The organism is Streptomyces aquilus (assembly GCF_003955715.1).
In the GTDB taxonomy this organism is placed as follows: Bacteria; Actinomycetota; Actinomycetes; order Streptomycetales; family Streptomycetaceae; genus Streptomyces; species Streptomyces aquilus.
In genome coordinates this window covers 4,320,817-4,337,597 of the sequence record NZ_CP034463.1, presented here as the reverse complement: position 1 = coordinate 4,337,597, position 16,781 = coordinate 4,320,817, and the positions used below count along the sequence as shown (strand labels likewise).

The following is a 16,781-nucleotide window of genomic DNA, read 5'->3' as shown; positions in this document are numbered from 1 at the left end:
TCACTGTGCGTCAGTACGACGACCACATCCCCGTATGCGAAGGCCGGTGCGGACGGGGTTCACACCGATGGCCCCGGGTGCGACGCTGTGATCATGAGCCGTATCGAAGCGCCACGAGACGAAGTCACCGGAAACCTCGTCGACCGGCTCCTGGCCGGCCTGCCCGCCGAGGCCGTCCTGACCGACCCCGACGTCACGGCCTCCTACGCCAACGACATGGCCAGCTTCTGCCCGGCCGGCGCTCCCGCCGTCGTCGTCCTGCCGCGCACGGTCGAGCAGGTCCAGCACGTCATGCGCGTCGCCACGGAACTGCGCGTCCCGGTCGTCCCGCAGGGCGCCCGCACCGGGCTGTCCGGCGGCGCCAACGCCACCGACGACTGCATCGTGCTGTCCCTGACCAGGATGGACCGCATCCTGGAGATCGACCCGGTCGAGCGCATCGCCGTCGTCGAGCCGGGCGTCATCAACGCGACCCTCTCCCGCGCGGTCAACGAACACGGCCTCTACTACCCGCCGGACCCCTCCAGCTGGGAGATGTGCACCATCGGCGGCAACATCGGCACCGCCTCCGGCGGCCTGTGCTGCGTGAAGTACGGGGTGACGGCCGAGTACGTCCTCGGCCTCGACGTCGTCCTCGCCGACGGCCGCCTGATGTCCACCGGCAAGCGCACCGCCAAGGGCGTCGCCGGCTACGACCTCACCCGCCTGTTCGTCGGCTCCGAGGGCTCCCTCGGCATCGTCGTCAAGGCGATCCTCGCCCTCCGGCCCCAGCCGCCGCAGCAGCTGGTGCTGGCCGCCGAGTTCGCCTCCGCCGCCGCGGCCTGCGACGCCGTGTGCCGGATCATGGCGGGCGGGCACGTCCCGTCCCTCCTCGAACTGATGGACCGTACGACCGTCAAGGCCGTCAACGCCATCGCCCACATGGGGCTCCCGGAGACCACCGAGGCCCTGCTGCTCGCCGCCTTCGACACCCCGGACCCGGCCGCCGACCTCGCCGCCGTCGGCGCCCTGTGCGAGGCCGCCGGCGCCACCCAGGTCGTCCCGGCCGACGACGCCGCCGAGTCCGAGCTCCTCCTCCAGGCCCGGCGGCTCTCGCTGACCGCGCTGGAAGCGGTCAAGGGCACGACGATGATCGACGACGTGTGCGTGCCCCGCTCCCGGCTCGCCGACATGCTCGAAGGGGTCGAGCGGATCGCCGGGAAGTACGACCTCACCATCGGGGTCTGCGCCCACGCCGGCGACGGCAACACCCACCCCACCGTCTGCTTCGACGCCGCCGACCCCGACGAGTCCCGGCGCGCCCGCGAGTCCTTCGACGAGATCATGGCCCTCGGCCTGGAGCTCGGCGGCACGATCACCGGCGAGCACGGGGTGGGCGTGCTGAAGAAGGAGTGGCTGGCGCGCGAGCTCGGGCCCGTCGGGGTGGAGATGCAGCGGCAGATCAAGCAGGTCTTCGATCCGTTGGGCCTCCTCAACCCGGGCAAGCTGTTCTGACCCTTCGCGATGCCGGCTCACTGGGCGAGCAGCTGGTCGAGCGCGTCGTCGATCCCCAGCTGCTCGCCCTCAGTCCCCGGGGGCACCACCCGCAGCGTCCGCTCCAGCCAGGCGGACACCTGGGCGCTGGGCGCCTCCAGCAGCGCGTCCCCATCAGGTGAACTCAGCGCCATCAGGACGACGCTGCGGCCCTCCGCCTTCGTCGGCCACACCCGCACGTCACCGTGCCCGCACGGCCGGAACACCCCCTCCACCAGCAGCTCGCGGGAGAACGTCCAGTTCACCGGGTGGTCGGAGTTGATGTGGAAGGTGACGTGGACGGCGTACGGATCGTCGGTGCGGTAGCTCAGCCGGGCCGGCACCGGGATGCTGCGCTCCGGTGACAGGATGAGTTTGAGCTCCAGCTCGCGTTCCACCACGGTGTAGTGCATGTCGGTCGTTCCTCTCCGCTCGTGCGCGGCCCTGTGGTGGGCCCGCACGGGTGGAGAGCGGGGAGGGGGCGGAAGCATTACGCGGGTTCGGAGAACTTTTTTTCCGGACCCTCGAACGTATGGGTCCGGTGGGACTGGCGGTGGAGGGTTGCGCCGGTCTGATAGATGTGGAGCCCCCTCTATTCACCCCCGAGCAGATACGGGACGACGGACATGAGCGCCCCAACCCCGGCCCCCGGTGACGACAGGCCCCGCGAGGGCTACTACCCGGACCCGTCCATCCCCGGCTACGTCCGCTATTGGAACGGCGCCGCCTGGGTCCCGGGCACCAGCCGCCCGGCCCCGACGGACGGCACCCCGCCGACACCGCCGGGTTCGGGTACGGGTTCGGGTACGGGGGGCGCGGTGCCGCCCGTGGAGGAGACGGGCCCGCACTTCTTCGACGAGGACCCGCGGCCGCAGGCCTCCCCGTCCGACGCGCAGCACGGCAGCCGTCCCGAGCCCGCGTCGGCCTGGGGCGCCGACCGGGGACACCAGTCCGGCTTCGGCGGCGACCAGGACCGCCGCGTCTCCTGGGGAGCACCGACCGGCCCCGACCCCCGCGTCCCGTCCGAGACGTCCAGCACGGACGGCACGGCAACGATCCCGCCCGCCCAGGACGCCTCTGACGTCCCGTCGGGCAACACGTTCGTGTTCCGCAGGCCTACGACGGGACAGCAGGGGGATTCCGGGCAGGGCGGCGCGGGCGCGTCCGGTGGACCGGCCTTCGGCGCCGCGACTCCCGGTGTCCCCGGCCCCGGTGGCCCCGTGGGTGACGAGGGGACCATGACCTTCCGGGCGGTCCCCCCGCGCACGGCCCAGCAGGGCGGGGCGCAGGGAGGGAGCACGGGCGGCGCACACGGGGCCGGTCCGACGGCGGGCACGTTCGGCACCCCGGGCCCCTCCGGCACCGGCGGCCCCGCTTTCACGGGCCCCGGCGCCTCCACGTCGGGCGCCCCCGCCTCCGGTGGTCCCGGCGCCTCAGCGTCCGGCACCCCGGGCTCTTCCGGCTCCGGCGGCCCCGCTTTCACGGGCCCCGGCGCCTCCACGTCCGGCGCCTCAGCCTCCGGTGGTCCCGGCGCCCCGGCGTCCGGCACCCCCGCCTTCACCGGCCCCGGCATCTCAGCTTCCGGCGCCCCCGCCCCCAACACCCCCGGCTTCGGCGCCGGCAAGGCCGCTGCCGAGCGGGCCGCCGCCTCGCAGGCGCAGGCAGGTGCCGCTGCTCAAGCCCCCGCCTCCGCCGCCCCGACCGCCCTCTCCGGCCCCCAGCAGCCCACCCCGGCCGCCGGTGCCGCCGCCCCCGCCGCGCCCTCCGTCCCGCAGCAGCCCACCCCCGCCTCCGCCCCTATGAGCAGCGGCCCCGGCGGTGGGCAGCCCTCCTGGGCGCAGCAGGTGCATCGGCTGGCCGGGGCGTCGGGGGAGGACCAGCCCGTCGTGCCCTGGAAGCCGCCCGTCGACGACATCTTCCAGGCCGCCGCCCGGCGTCAGGCCTCCGCCCGTCCGGCCGGCCTCGGCAAGCGGCTGGCGGCGCGGCTGCTGGACACCGTCGTGGTGCTCGGCGTCACCGCTGTCGCGGCCGTACCGCTCGGCACCAAGGCCCTCGACCACGTCGACGAGAAGATCGACGCGGCGAAGCTCAGCGGCGAGACCGTCACCGTCTGGCTGCTGGACGGCACGACGTCGACGTATCTCGGCGTCATCCTCGCCGTCCTGCTCCTCTTCGGCGTGCTCTACGAGGCGCTGCCCACCGCCAAGTGGGGCCGCACCCTCGGCAAGAAGCTGCTCGGCCTGGAGGTGCGGGACATCGAGGGCGGCGAACCCCCGTCCTTCGGCGCGGCCCTGCGCCGCTGGCTGGTCTACAGCGTCCCCGGCCTGCTCGCGATCGGTGTCGTGGGCGTCGTATGGGGCCTGTTCGACAAGCCGTGGCGCCAGTGCTGGCACGACAAGGCCGCACATACGTTCGTAGCCGGATAGTCGCATACGACAGACGGAGCAGCCGATTCCGTACTCCGGACGGCCGCTCGCCGGATGCGGAGCCCGGGGGTTCGCGGTCGACTCGGGCCATGAGCAGCGAACCGCCCCCCGGCTCCGGTCAGCAGCCGCCGGAAGACGACCCGTTCAGGAAGCAGCCCCCGCCGTCGGGCGACTCCGGTTCGCCGTACGGCAGTCAGCCCCCGCCGTACGGAGGTGATCCGTACGGCGGAGGCAGCCCCTACGGCGGTGGCGGCTATCCCGCCGACCCCCTCGCCGGCATGCCCCCGCTCGCCGACAGCGGCCGGCGCACGCTCGCGCGGATCATCGACATGATCCTGGTCGGGATCGTCGTCGCCCTGCTCACCTGGGGTTTCGGGGTCAACGAGTACGACGTGAACGCCGACAAGGTGGAGTACGGCAAGTCCTTCGCGCAGTCGCTGGTCGCCGCCCTGCTCTACATCGGCTACGACACCTTCATGATCACCAAGTCGGGTCAGACGCTCGGCAAGAAGTGGCTGAAGATGCGGGTGGCGAACCTGGAGAACGGCTCCACGCCCTCCGTGCAGACCGTCCTGGTCCGCTCCCTGGTGCTGTGGATCCCGTTCGCGTTCTGCTGCGCCTGCGTCTGGACCGCGATCTCGGGCGGCTGGAGCTTCTTCGACAAGCCCTACAAGCAGGGGCTGCACGACAAAGCGGCGAAGACGGTGGTGGTCAGCACCGGCTGACCGCCACCGTCACCGCCGTACGCCGGGTTCAGGCAGCTTTCCGGGAGCTCGTGGCCACCGCGGCCACGGGCTCCTCGGCCGTCGCGGGGGCCGCCGCGGCGACCTCGGCGGGCTTCTGCACCGCGACCACACGCGACTTGGGGATCGGCACCGTCATGGCGACGAGGAGCCCGAGCGCGAGCGCCGAGACGGCGATGACCGCGATCCCGAGCCCCGAACTCGTCTGTGACAGCAGCAGCATGGCGAGCGTCGAGAAGATCACGGTGAACGAACCGTAGGCGAGCTGTGCGGCAGTCGGACGAGGCATGGCAATCGTGTCCTCGGAAGTGGGGGTCCACGGGGGTGTCGGCCTGGCTTTCCGCCGAATTTCGAACGTTCCGCCAACCGACTCTATTCGCGTGCATGCCCGAGCGGAACGAACAGTAAGCGTGACCTAACCAACAGTACCGGTGCACGGGGGGCGCACGGAGTCATGCCGTCCATCCAGTGGACGGCGTCGAGCGCCGGTTGACCGGTACACGAGGTGTTCGTAAAGCGGACACCAACTCCGCATAGCGCAATTGTCCTGCTCAGGTCAAGGTCTGTCTTTTCTTCTGAACCTCTAGTCAAATGACGTCACTTGACTACACGCGTTGATCACGCGCGCGCGGACCCTCCATGACCAGGACCCCTCCTGCCCCCGCGCGCCCGAACGCGGGGGAGGACCTCAAGTGACCAGTAGATCCTGGATGTTCAGAGCGGCGGCGACCACCGTCGCGCTGGCCGCCGCGACCGCGACGTTCGCCACGTCCGCCGTCGCCCAGGCCGGCACCGCCGCCCCTCAGTCGGCCACCGCGAACCGGACCGACCCGCAGCCGGCGAAGACCACGCAGGAACACGACTTCGACGGCCCGCTCTCCAAGACCCAGGAGGCGCAGCGCGAAGAGGCGCTCAAGCAGGTCATATCCGGCGATGCCAAGGTGCAGCAGCGCCACGGCTCCCAGGTCGTCGCGCTCAAGAGCCGCAAGGGCGACAGCAAGTACGTCGAGCTGGGCCGGGAGCGCACCGACAAGATCTTCACGATCCTCGTGGAGTTCGGCGACAAGACGGACCCCCGCTACGGCGGCACGGCCGGCCCCGCCCACAACGAGATAGCCCAGCCGGACCGAGCCCAGGACAACTCCACGGCGTGGCAGGCGGACTACAACACGGCCCACTACGAGGACCTCTACTTCGGCGACGGCACCGCGTCGATGAAGACCTACTACGAGAAGCAGTCCTCGGGCCGCTACTCGGTCGAGGGCGAGGTCACCGACTGGGTCAAGGTCCCCTACAACGAGGCCCGTTACGGCTCGAACTCCTGTGACACCTGCGCCTGGAACGCGGTGCAGGACGGCGTCACGGCCTGGGTCGCCCAGCAGAAGGCAGCGGGGCGCACCGACGCGCAGATCAAGGCGGACCTCGCCGAGTTCGACCAGTGGGACCGCTACGACTTCGACGGCGACGGCGACTTCAACGAGCCCGACGGCTACATCGACCACTTCCAGATCGTGCACGCCGGTGAGGACGAGTCCGCGGGCGGCGGCGCGCAGGGCGAGGACGCCATCTGGGCGCACCGCTGGTACGCCTTCGGCACCGACGCCGGCAACTCCGGCCCCTCGGGCAACCTGCTCGGCGGCACCCAGGTCGGCGACACCGGCATCTGGGTCGGCGACTACACCATCCAGCCGGAGAACGGCGGACTCGGCGTCTTCGCCCACGAGTTCGGCCACGACCTCGGTCTGCCGGACCACTACGACACCTCCGGCGGCGGTGACAACTCCACCGGCTTCTGGACCCTGATGTCCTCCGGTTCCTGGCTCGGCACCGGCAAGGACGCCATCGGTGACCTGCCCGGCGACATGACCGCCTGGGACAAGCTCCAACTGGGCTGGCTGGACTACGACGTGGCGAAGGCCGCGACCAAGTCCAAGCACCGGCTGGGCGTCGCCGAGTACAACACGAAGAACAAGCAGGGTCTGGTCGTCGAACTGCCCAAGAAGGCGGTCACCACCGAGATCGTGACCCCGGCCCAGGGCGCCACCCAGTGGTGGAGCGGCAGCGGCAACAGCCTCAACAACACGCTGTCCCGTTCCGTGGACCTCACCGGCAAGTCGGCGGCGACGCTGACCCTGGACGGCTGGTGGGACACCGAGGCCGGCTACGACTACGTCTACACCGAGGTCTCCACCGACGGCGGCACCAAGTGGACGCCCGTCGACGGCACCGCGGACGGCACGGCCCTCCCGAAGGACGCCAGCGGCCAGCCCGTGCTGACCGGTTCCTCGGAGACGTACAAGAAGCTGTCGTTCCCGCTGGACGCCTACGCCGGCCAGAAGATCGACGTGCGCTTCCGCTACTCCTCGGACGGCGGTGTGGCCGGCAAGGGCTTCACGGCCGACCGGATCTCCGTGACCGCCGACGGCGCCGCCCTGTTCAGCGACGACGCCGAGACCGCGGACGCGGCCTGGACGGCGAAGGGCTTCTCCCGCGTGGGCGCGTCCTTCAGCAAGGACTACGCGCAGTACTACATCGCGGAGAACCGCCAGTACGTGTCGTACGACAAGACGTTGAAGGTCGGCCCGTACAACTTCGGCTTCTCCACGACCCGTCCGAGCTGGGTCGAGCACTACGCCTACCAGAACGGCCTGTTGATCTGGAAGTGGGACACCTCCCAGGCGGACAACAACACCAGCGCCCACCCGGGCACCGGTCTCGTCCTGCCGATCGACTCCCACGCGAAGGCCCTGAAGTGGGCCGACGGCACGGCGATGAGCAGCCGCCTCCAGTCCTACGACTCGCCGTTCAGCCTGTACCGCACGGACGGCATGACGCTGCACAAGGCGGACGTCGCGACCAGGATCCCGTCGTCGAAGGGGGTGCCGGTCTTCAACGACCACACCAGCACCTACTACGACGAGGCGACCCCCTTCGCGGGCGTCCGGGTCACTGACACCAACACCAAGATCAAGATCGTCAAGGAGGCCAAGAACGGCTCCACGATCTCCCTCGAGGTCGGCCCCGCGGTGAAGTAGTTCGCATTTCCGCAGGTCAGAAGACTATCGGCGGCGACCCCCTGGCGGGTCGCCGCCGATCGTGTTTAGGTGCCACCTGATGACTCTCTTATTGACACCGGTGCACACGGGGGTGTGACTGCATGGCCGCAGGAGGTTTCTGCAAGCTGCCGACCGGCAGCGTGGTGGTGGCGCTGAACCTGCCCAGACCCGCCGCCGACGGCACGGACTGCGTCCGTGTCCTCGTCCACGCCCAGAACCGGGCGCGCGCCCTGACCAGGCTGCGCAACCTCGGGCTGCGGGCCGTCTACCTGCGCGGCAACGCGGCCCCGCCGACGCCGGACGAGATCACCGCCGTACTCCATCACCCGGACGGCCTGATATGGCGGACGGCCCCTGACAACGCTGTCGTGGCGGCGGGCCCGGAGCTCGCCCAGGAGCTGTGGCACCCGATCCGGGCGCTGCTGCGGCGCCCGGCGGCACCCGCCTGAGTCAGGCGACGACGGGCTTCCCGGTGAGTTCCACGCCCGCCGCGCGCATCTCCTCCAGCGCCCGGTCCGTGGTCTCCGCCGCGACACCCGCCGTCAGGTCCAGCAGCACCTGGGTACGGAATCCCTCCCGCGCCGCGTCCAGCGCGGTGGCCCGCACGCAGTGGTCGGTGGCGATGCCGACCACGTCGACCTCGGTGACCTCCCGGGCGCGCAGCCAGTCGGCCAGCGGGACGCCGTTCTCGTCGGCGCCCTCGAAGCCGCTGTAGGCGGCCGCGTAGGCGCCCTTGTCGAAGACCGCGTCGATGGCGCCGGAGGCGACGGCCGGGGCGAAGTTCGGGTGGAAGCCCACGCCCTCGGTGCCCGCGACACAGTGCGCGGGCCAGGAGTGGACGAAGTCGGGGTTGTCGGCGAAGTGGCCGCCGGGGGCGATGTGGTGGTCGCGGGTGGCCACGACGTGCTGGTAGCCGGAGCCGGCCGCCTGTCCGATCAGCTCGGTGACGGCGGCGGCCACATCGGCACCCCCGGCCACGGCGAGGCTGCCCCCCTCGCAGAAGTCGTTCTGGACGTCGACGACGATCAAGGCGCGGCGCATGGTGGGTGTCCTTCGACTATGGGTGAACTTACGAGCCTAGAGACTTCGGCGGTCCGGCGATACGGCTTGTGACACTGCGGGCGGGCGCACCGTTACTGGCTACCCGACCGCCCGTGCACGTACTCCGTCGGAAGGACGGGTTCCCCGCGCGACAGCTGCGTCGCCGACAGCGGCAGCCCGTCCCGCACGGCCGCGTGCCGGTCCCGTACGACGTCCAGCGACTCCCGTGCCACCACGTCCCCGCCCTTGACCAGCTCCACCAGCAGCTGCCGGTCGACCAGCTCGGGCGGTACGGGCCCGGTGCCGACGACCTCGGCCTCCGCGATCCCGTCCTCGTCGAGCCGCCGCGCGGCCCACTTGCGCCCGCCGATCGACGTCTTCCCGCCGGACGACTTCTTCGCCACCGGCACCAGTGGCGCCTTGGGGTCGGCGGACTCGGCCCGGGCGACCAGCTTGTAGACCATCGAGCAGGTCGGGTGCCCGGAGCCGGTCACCAGCTGGGTGCCGACGCCGTACGCGTCCACGGGCGCCGCCGCGAGCGAGGCGATGGCGTATTCGTCGAGGTCCGAGGTCACGATGATCTTCGTGTCCCGCGCGCCCAGCTCGTCCAGCTGCTGCCGCACCCGGTGCGCGACCAGCAGCAGGTCCCCCGAGTCGATCCGCACGGCGCCCAGCTCGGGCCCGGCCACCTCCACCGCCGTGCGCACCGCGCTCGCCACGTCGTAGGTGTCCACCAGCAGGGTGGTGTTCCGGCCCAGCGAGTTCACCTGGGCCTGGAAGGCGTCCCGCTCGTTGTCGTGGAGCAGGGTGAAGGCGTGGGCGGAGGTGCCGACGGTGGGGATGTGGTAGCGGAAGCCGGCCGCGAGGTCGGAGGTGGAGGCGAAGCCGCCGACGTAGGCGGCGCGGGAGGCGGCGACGGCGGACAGCTCGTGGGTGCGGCGCGCGCCCATCTCGATCAGCGGGCGGCCACCGGCGGCGGCCGACATGCGCGAGGCGGCCGCCGCGATCGCGGAGTCGTGGTTGAGGATCGAGAGGATCACGGTCTCCAGCAGCACGCACTCGGCGAAGGACCCCTCCACCCGCATGATCGGCGAGCCCGGGAAGTAGACCTCGCCCTCGGGGTAGCCCCAGATGTCCCCCGAGAAGCGGTAGGAGGCCAGCCACTGAAGGGTCGGCTCGTCGACGATGCCGCGCTCCCGCAGGAAGCCGAGGACGCCCGCGTCGAAGCGGAAGTTCTCGACGGCGTCCAGGACCCGCCCGGTCCCGGCCACGACCCCGTAGCGTCGCCCGTCCGGCAGCCGCCGGGTGAAGACCTCGAAGACGCTCCGCCGCTCGGCGGTACCGGCCTTCAGCGCGGCCTGCAACATCGTGAGCTCGTACTGATCCGTGAAGAGCGCCGTCGAGGGAACGTCCACCGGCAGCCCAAGGTCCGCTGTGTTCATGGCAGGGATGCTACACCCCTTCGCGTCAGTGTGACGATTTGTGGAGGCCGTGGCAGCATGGGCTCTGTGACGTCACCCGCTCCCGTAGAGATCGAACGCACCGAGTCGGCGGAAGAGGTCTTCGCCGTCCCCGAGCCGGACGTCCCCTGGGTCACGATCGTCCACAACGACCCGGTCAACCTCATGAGCTACGTGACCTATGTCTTCCAGACCTACTTCGGGTACTCGAAGGACAAGGCCACCAAACTGATGCTCGACGTCCACCACAAGGGCCGGGCGGTCGTCTCCAGCGGAACCCGCGAGGAGATGGAGCGCGACGTGCAGGCGATGCACGGCTACGGACTGTGGGCCACCCTCCAGCAGGACCGGAAGTAGCGATCCCTCTGATGCCAGGCACCTTCGAACCGCTCCCCGGCGGCGGCGCGGCCGTCGCCCTCGACGACGTCGAGATCTCCATCATCCGGTCGCTGGCCGTCCAGCTCCTGGAGCTCATCGGCCCCGGACCCGGCGAGGACGCCTCGGACGACCCGCTCGCCGAGCTCTTCGCCGAAGGGCCGAGCGAACCGCCCTCCGACCCGGTGCTCAAGCGGCTCTTCCCGGACGCCTACAGCGACCCCGAGGGCACCCCGGAGGCCAAGGAGGCCGAGGAGCAGCGCGCGTACTCGTCCGAGTTCCGCCGCTACACCGAGAACGACCTCAGGGCCGGCAAGCGCGACAACGCCCTCGCGGTGATCCGCAGCCTGGACGCGCTGAGCCCGGTGGGCGACGGCGGGGCGGTGCTGAAGCTGTCGACGGAGGAGTCCCGGCAGTGGCTGGGCTCCCTCAACGACCTGCGTCTCGCGATCGGTTCGAGGCTGGAGATCACCGACGAGGAGGACACGGACCTCCTCTACCGGCTGCCGGACGAGGATCCGCGCAAGCCGATGGTGATGGCGTATCTGTGGCTGGGCGGGTTGCAGGAGACGCTGGTCTCCACGCTTCTGCCGTAGTTTGTGACGGTTTTATGTTCGCTCAGCGGACGCTCAAATCCGGATAACGATCGCGTCACCGCGGCGGCCTCGTATGTCCACCCGGGCGGTCTTTTGTCCGCTTCTCCCTGTGTCCTGCGTCACATCTCGCACAGGTGATCAATATTGCGGCCGTGATAAATCTTCACGACCGCCCGACGAACACCACCCGTATGTTCGGTCGGGTGCGCCACCGAGCCGGTAACCACCGGCCAGGCAGAAAGCTCCAGTATCCGGGGGGATCGAGAACCGATCCGAGGCCGACGAGAGGCCCGGTTCGGTATGGAGAAAGGCGCACCACACACATGACCTCCGCTCAGGTCGACAAGGGTCCGGAGAACACCTCCGGCACCTCCGAAGAGGGTTACGAGCGTGGCCTCGGCAGTCGCCAGGTCCAGATGATCGCGATCGGCGGCGCCATCGGCGTCGGACTGTTCCTGGGAGCCGGGGCGAACATCGCCAAGGCCGGCCCCAGCCTCATCTTCATGTACGCCCTCGCGGGCGTGATCATCTTCTTCATCATGCGGGCGCTCGGCGAGCTCCTGCTCTACCGCCCCGTCTCGGGCTCCTTCGCGGAGTACTCCCGCGAGTTCCTCGGCCCGTTCTTCGGCTACTTCACCGGCTGGACGTACTGGCTGATGTGGGTCGTGACCGGCATGGCCGAGCTCACGGCCGCGGCGATCTACGTCAACTACTGGTTCCCGCACATCCCGCAGTGGGTGACCGCCCTGGTCTTCCTGGTGATCCTCTTCGGGGTCAACCTGATCTCCGTGAAGCTCTTCGGCGAGCTGGAGTTCTGGTTCTCGATGGTCAAGGTCACCGCCCTGATCGGCATGATCGTCATCGGTCTCGGTGTGCTCACCTTCGGCTTCAGCTCCGCCGGCGACACCGCCGCCGTCTCCAACCTGTGGGCCTTCGACGGCTTCTTCCCCAAGGGCGTCGGCTCGTCCCTGATGACCCTTCAGGGCGTCATGTTCGCCTACCTCGCCGTCGAGCTGGTCGGCGTCACCGCCGGCGAGTCCGAGGACCCGGAGAAGACCCTCCCCAAGGCGATCAACACGCTGCCGTGGCGTATCGCGCTGTTCTACGTCGGCGCGCTCACCGTCATCCTGTGCGTGGTGAAGTGGACCGAGTTCGGCGAGGGCGTCAGCCCGTTCGTCGCCGCCTTCGCCAAGATCGGCATCCCGGCCGGCGCGGGCATCGTGAACTTCGTGGTCCTCACCGCCGCGCTGTCCTCCTGCAACTCCGGCATGTACTCCACCGGCCGCATGCTGCGGAACCTGGCCGAGAGCGGCGAGGCCCCCGCGGTCTTCAAGAAGCTGTCGTCCACCAAGACCCCGGCCCTCGGCATCGCGGTCTCGGTCGCCTTCATGGGCATCGGCGTGGTCCTCAACTACATCGTCCCGGAGAAGGCCTTCGGCTACGTCACCTCGGTGGCCACCGCGGCCGGCATCTGGACCTGGCTGATGATCCTGGTCAGCCATGTGCTGTACCGCCGCGCGGTCGACGCCGGCCGGCTGCCCGCCTCGTCCTTCCCGGCGCCGGGCGGCGCGAAGTGCTCGTACGTCGCCATCGTGTTCCTGCTCTTCGTCACGGGCCTCATCGCGTACGACGCCGACTCCCGCGTCTGCCTGTACGTGATGGCGGGCTGGGCGATCGCGCTGGGCATCGGCTGGGTCGCCCTCAAGAGCCGCAACCCGCAGATCGCCGAGCGCCGCGAGCCGGAGTTCGAGAAGGTCGGCTGACCACTCCCGAGGACGTCCAGCCCAGGGAGTTTTCGTGGAACCCCCTGTCGCTGCCGCTCAAGGCGTCCGGCATATGGGCCGTCCCGTACCACCTGTCGGTACGGGGCGGCCCCTCTGCTTATCCTGACGGACATGCTGACCATCACCCAGGCCCTCGTCGACCAGATCGTCGCGCACGCGCGCAAGGACCACCCCGACGAGGCGTGCGGCGTCGTCGCGGGCCCGGCCGGATCGGACCGCCCCGAGCGGTTCATCCCGATGCTGAACGCGGCCATGTCGCCCACGTTCTACGAGTTCGACTCCGGCGACCTGCTCAAGCTCTACCGCGAGATGGACGACCGCGACGAGGAGCCGGTGGTCATCTACCACTCCCACACCGCGACCGAGGCCTACCCCTCGCGCACCGACATCTCCTACGCCAACGAGCCCGGCGCCCACTACGTCCTCGTCTCGACCGCCGACACCGACGGCCTCGGCGACTTCCAGTTCCGCTCCTACCGCATCGTCGAGGGCGAGGTCACCGAGGAGGACGTGCAGATCGTCGAGGCATACTGATCACCGCAGGCCCGACCAACTCGGCGGATCGGAGACGGTGTTGACGCGACGGCCGCACGGACAGCGCCCCACGATCGAGGACGTCGCCCGCCGCTCGGGGGTGTCCCGGTCCACGGTCTCGCGGGTGATCAACGGCGAGCCCAAGGTGCGCGCCGAGGTCGTCGAGGAGGTCCGGCGGGTCATCGCCGAACTCGGCTACGTCCCCAACCAGGCCGCCCGCCAACTGGTCACCCACCGCACGGGAGCCGTCGCGGTCGTCGCCGACCAGCCGGACGGCCGGCTCTTCCTCGACCCGTTCTTCGACTGCCTCCTGCGCGGTATCCGCCGCGAACTCGCCCGGCACGGCGCCCAGGCCGTCCTGCTCTTCCTGGACGAGCCCGACGACCTCGCCCGCGTGGCCGACTACCTCGGCGGCGGCCATGTCGACGGCGCCATCCTCTTCTCCCTGCACCCCGGCGGCCGCCTGCACGGCATGACCGACCGTCTCGACATCCCCGCCGTCTTCGGCGGCCGACCCCTGCTGCGCGACGGCGACACCGTGCGCGCCCACCCCTACGTCGACGGCGACAACCGCGGCGGCGCCCGCCAGGCCGTCCGGCACCTCGTCTCGCTCGGCCGCCGCCGCATCGCCACCGTCACCGGCCCGCACGACCAGGAACACTCCGCCGCCGAACGCCTCGCCGGCTACCGCGACGTCCTCCCCGACGCCCCGCCCGAGCTCGTGGAGCGCGCCGACTACACCCGGCAGGGCGGCGCCCGCGCCATGACCGCGCTGCTCGACCGGTGCCCCGACCTGGACGCCGTCTTCGCCGCCTCCGACCTCATGGCCGCCGGTGCCCTCGACGTCCTGCGGGAGCGCGGCCGCCGGGTACCGGACGACGTGGCCGTCGTCGGCTTCGACGACCTCACCGAGATCGCCGAGTCCACCGACCCGCCGCTGACCACCGTCCACCAGGACGTCGCCGAGATGGGCCGTCTGCTGGCCCGGCTGCTGTTCGACCCGGCGACGGAGCCGGCCGCGGTCGTCGTACCCACCCGACTGACGGTGCGCGCGTCCGCCTGAGCTGTGCCGTCTCACCCTCCGGCCGGAATCCGTCCACCATGTGGGATCACACTCCGGGACCCGGACCGGGAATCGATACGATGACCGCATGGTTTCCCACGACGTGAGCGAGAAGACGCCGGGCACGCTGCTCGTGGCGCGGCTGCACGTCGACCTGTGCAGGCTCGCCAGCGCCATCTGTTGACGCTGCTCCCTGCCGCCGTACGGCCGTGAGCCGCGGCGCCACTCACCTCTGCTGTACCGCGCTGCCGTGCGCCCACCGACCCGAACACCATCCGACAGGAGCCCGCAACCATGGCCATCGAGGTCCGCATCCCGACCATCCTCCGCACGTACACCGACGGCCAGAAGGCCGTGGAGGGCACCGGGGACACCCTCGCCGAGCTCTTCACCGACCTGGAGACCCGGCACGCGGGCATCCAGGCCCGGATCGTGGACGGCGGCGAGCTGCGCCGCTTCGTCAACGTCTACCTCAACGACGAGGACGTCCGCTTCCTCGAGGGCATCAACACCAAGCTCGCCGACGGCGACAACGTCACGATCCTGCCGGCCGTGGCCGGCGGCATGGCCTGATCCTCGATGCGCTACGACTCCCCGCTCGCCGCGGTCGGCAACACCCCCCTGGTGCGCCTGCCGCGGCTCTCGCCGTCCGAGGACGTCCGCATCTGGGCCAAGCTGGAGGACCGCAACCCCACCGGCTCGGTCAAGGACCGCCCGGCCCTGCACATGATCGAGCAGGCGGAGAAGGACGGCCGCCTCACGCCGGGCTGCACGATCCTGGAGCCGACCAGCGGCAACACCGGCATCTCGCTGGCCATGGCGGCCAAGCTCAAGGGCTACCGCATCGTCTGCGTCATGCCCGAGAACACCTCGCAGGAACGCCGGGACCTGCTCGGCATGTGGGGCGCCGAGATCATCTCCTCCCCGGCCGCGGGCGGCTCCAACACCGCCGTACGCGTCGCCAAGGAGCTGTCCGCCGAGCATCCCGACTGGGTGATGCTCTACCAGTACGGCAACCCGGACAACGCGGGCGCCCACTACGCCACAACCGGCCCGGAGATCCTCACCGACCTCCCCTCGATCACCCACTTCGTGGCGGGCCTCGGCACCACCGGCACCCTGATGGGCGTCGGCCGCTACCTGCGCGAGCACAAGCCGGACGTGAAGATCGTCGCCGCCGAGCCGCGCTACGACGACCTGGTGTACGGCCTGCGCAACCTCGACGAGGGCTTCGTCCCCGAGCTGTACGACGCCTCCGTCCTCACCACCCGCTTCTCGGTCGGCTCCGCCGACGCGGTCACCCGCACCCGCGAACTCCTCCAGCAGGAGGGCATCTTCGCGGGCGTCTCCACGGGCGCCGCGCTGCACGCCGCGATCGGCGTCGGCAAGAAGGCCGTGAAGGCGGGGGAGACGGCCGACATCGTCTTCGTCGTCGCGGACGGCGGCTGGAAGTACCTGTCGACGGGTGTGTACACGGCGACGACGACGGAAGAAGCGATCGAGACGCTCCAGGGCCAGCTCTGGGCGTGACCCACTAAGTGGCGAGGTGACGGACCTGGTCCCACAGGACCGGGTCCACCACCCCCACCCGGCGCCGGAAGTCCCACACCGGCACCTCGCGCAGCTCGTCCGTCTCCAGGAAACTCGCCCGCCCGTGGGCATCACCCACGGAGCCCGGCGGCAGCGGAATGACTCCCGCCCGCTCGTCGTGGTACTTGCTGGTGATCTTCGCGACGACCGCCCGCCGCCCGTGCACCGCCAGCACCAGACACGGCCGGTCCTTCGCACCAGGCCCGTCCTCGTACGGCACGATCGCCCACCAGATCTCCGCGGGCCGCGGCCGCGCGCCGGCGCCCCGGGTGCCCGGCCGCCCGGGCGGTCGCGTACGTCGCCCCTCCGGCCGGCGCCCCCGCCCCCACCCGTCGACGAGCGTGGCGACCAGCGCGAGCAGCACCACCGCCACGAGCGCCAGCCACCAGGACGTGTCCATACGACGACGTTACCGGCGCACGATCCCCACCGCGCGCCCTTCTCGCACGTGTGTTTCAGCCGCAGCCGTCCGGTCAGGGCGCCGAAGCCTCGAACGGCTGAACGTGAGGTACCTCGGATGGCAGCGCCGCACAGGTGAGTTCGCCCACAACAGCCCTTGGCGGAGGAGCGACAGGGGGTTTTGCGCCTTACGCTCGACGGA

The 16,781-nt window shown here is 70.6% G+C and carries 18 protein-coding genes; 13 read left to right on the top strand and 5 right to left on the bottom strand.

Features of this window, described 5'->3' with window-relative positions:
- Positions 1-87 precede the first annotated feature (87 nt).
- Positions 88-1,494, top strand: a complete 1,407-nt coding sequence (locus EJC51_RS19930; protein WP_126272335.1) for an FAD-binding oxidoreductase — start codon at positions 88-90, stop codon at positions 1,492-1,494.
- 17 nt (positions 1,495-1,511) lie between these two features.
- Here EJC51_RS19930 and EJC51_RS19925 read toward each other — a convergent pair whose 3' ends face one another.
- The gene (locus tag EJC51_RS19925) at positions 1,512-1,925 is read right to left on the bottom strand and encodes an SsgA family sporulation/cell division regulator (protein ID WP_126272334.1); all 414 of its coding nucleotides are present in this window, start codon (positions 1,923-1,925) and stop codon (positions 1,512-1,514) included.
- Between the two features lie 213 nt (positions 1,926-2,138).
- Here EJC51_RS19925 and EJC51_RS19920 point away from each other — a divergent pair, with 213 nt between their 5' ends.
- Both EJC51_RS19920 and EJC51_RS19915 read left to right on the top strand, forming a co-directional pair.
- Positions 2,139-3,938, top strand: coding sequence for an RDD family protein (locus tag EJC51_RS19920; protein WP_126272333.1), 1,800 nt, complete (start codon positions 2,139-2,141; stop codon positions 3,936-3,938).
- An 89-nt stretch (positions 3,939-4,027) separates the two neighbouring features.
- Entirely contained in the window at positions 4,028-4,663 is a 636-nt protein-coding gene (locus EJC51_RS19915; protein ID WP_126272332.1) for an RDD family protein, read from the top strand.
- 28 nt (positions 4,664-4,691) lie between these two features.
- Here the strand turns inward: EJC51_RS19915 and EJC51_RS19910 are convergent, their stop codons facing one another.
- On the bottom strand, positions 4,692-4,970 hold the full coding sequence (locus EJC51_RS19910; RefSeq protein WP_126272331.1) for a hypothetical protein: 279 nt from the start codon (positions 4,968-4,970) through the stop codon (positions 4,692-4,694).
- A gap of 403 nt (positions 4,971-5,373) precedes the next feature.
- Between EJC51_RS19910 and EJC51_RS19905 the strand changes: the two genes are divergently transcribed.
- A complete protein-coding gene (locus EJC51_RS19905) occupies positions 5,374-7,716 on the top strand; it encodes an immune inhibitor A domain-containing protein (protein ID WP_126272330.1) in 2,343 nt (780 codons plus the stop codon).
- 122 nt (positions 7,717-7,838) lie between these two features.
- On the top strand, positions 7,839-8,186 hold the full coding sequence (locus tag EJC51_RS19900) for a hypothetical protein (RefSeq protein ID WP_126272329.1): 348 nt from the start codon (positions 7,839-7,841) through the stop codon (positions 8,184-8,186).
- A 1-nt stretch (position 8,187) separates the two neighbouring features.
- On the opposite strand, the gene EJC51_RS19895 is transcribed toward EJC51_RS19900, so the two are convergent.
- Positions 8,188-8,778, bottom strand: coding sequence for an isochorismatase family protein (locus EJC51_RS19895; RefSeq protein WP_126272328.1), 591 nt, complete (start codon positions 8,776-8,778; stop codon positions 8,188-8,190).
- Between the two features lie 92 nt (positions 8,779-8,870).
- Positions 8,871-10,220 carry a nicotinate phosphoribosyltransferase gene (locus EJC51_RS19890; protein WP_126272327.1) on the bottom strand — a complete coding sequence of 450 codons (1,350 nt, stop codon included), beginning with the start codon at positions 10,218-10,220 and terminating at the stop codon, positions 8,871-8,873.
- 57 nt (positions 10,221-10,277) lie between these two features.
- Between EJC51_RS19890 and clpS the strand changes: the two genes are divergently transcribed.
- The 8 genes from clpS to EJC51_RS19845 all read left to right on the top strand — a co-directional run bounded on the left by clpS (position 10,278) and on the right by EJC51_RS19845 (position 16,120).
- On the top strand, positions 10,278-10,595 hold the full coding sequence (gene clpS / locus EJC51_RS19885) for an ATP-dependent Clp protease adapter ClpS (RefSeq protein ID WP_097264689.1): 318 nt from the start codon (positions 10,278-10,280) through the stop codon (positions 10,593-10,595).
- 11 nt (positions 10,596-10,606) lie between these two features.
- Positions 10,607-11,209: a DUF2017 domain-containing protein gene (locus tag EJC51_RS19880; protein ID WP_126272326.1), complete on the top strand. Its 603-nt coding sequence runs from the start codon at positions 10,607-10,609 to the stop codon at positions 11,207-11,209.
- Between the two features lie 323 nt (positions 11,210-11,532).
- Complete coding sequence (locus EJC51_RS19870) at positions 11,533-12,972, top strand: amino acid permease (RefSeq protein WP_126272324.1); 1,440 nt, start codon at positions 11,533-11,535, stop codon at positions 12,970-12,972.
- A gap of 132 nt (positions 12,973-13,104) precedes the next feature.
- Entirely contained in the window at positions 13,105-13,527 is a 423-nt protein-coding gene (locus EJC51_RS19865) for a M67 family metallopeptidase (protein ID WP_126272323.1), read from the top strand.
- Between the two features lie 40 nt (positions 13,528-13,567).
- Entirely contained in the window at positions 13,568-14,590 is a 1,023-nt protein-coding gene (locus EJC51_RS19860; RefSeq protein ID WP_126272322.1) for a LacI family DNA-binding transcriptional regulator, read from the top strand.
- An 88-nt stretch (positions 14,591-14,678) separates the two neighbouring features.
- Positions 14,679-14,774: a putative leader peptide gene (locus tag EJC51_RS49390; protein ID WP_324612360.1), complete on the top strand. Its 96-nt coding sequence runs from the start codon at positions 14,679-14,681 to the stop codon at positions 14,772-14,774.
- Between the two features lie 110 nt (positions 14,775-14,884).
- A complete protein-coding gene (locus tag EJC51_RS19850) occupies positions 14,885-15,163 on the top strand; it encodes a MoaD/ThiS family protein (protein WP_059192069.1) in 279 nt (92 codons plus the stop codon).
- A gap of 6 nt (positions 15,164-15,169) precedes the next feature.
- The gene (locus EJC51_RS19845; protein ID WP_126272321.1) at positions 15,170-16,120 is read left to right on the top strand and encodes a PLP-dependent cysteine synthase family protein; all 951 of its coding nucleotides are present in this window, start codon (positions 15,170-15,172) and stop codon (positions 16,118-16,120) included.
- A 4-nt stretch (positions 16,121-16,124) separates the two neighbouring features.
- Here the strand turns inward: EJC51_RS19845 and EJC51_RS19840 are convergent, their stop codons facing one another.
- Complete coding sequence (locus EJC51_RS19840) at positions 16,125-16,580, bottom strand: type II toxin-antitoxin system PemK/MazF family toxin (protein ID WP_126272320.1); 456 nt, start codon at positions 16,578-16,580, stop codon at positions 16,125-16,127.
- Between the last annotated feature and the right edge of the window lie 201 nt (positions 16,581-16,781).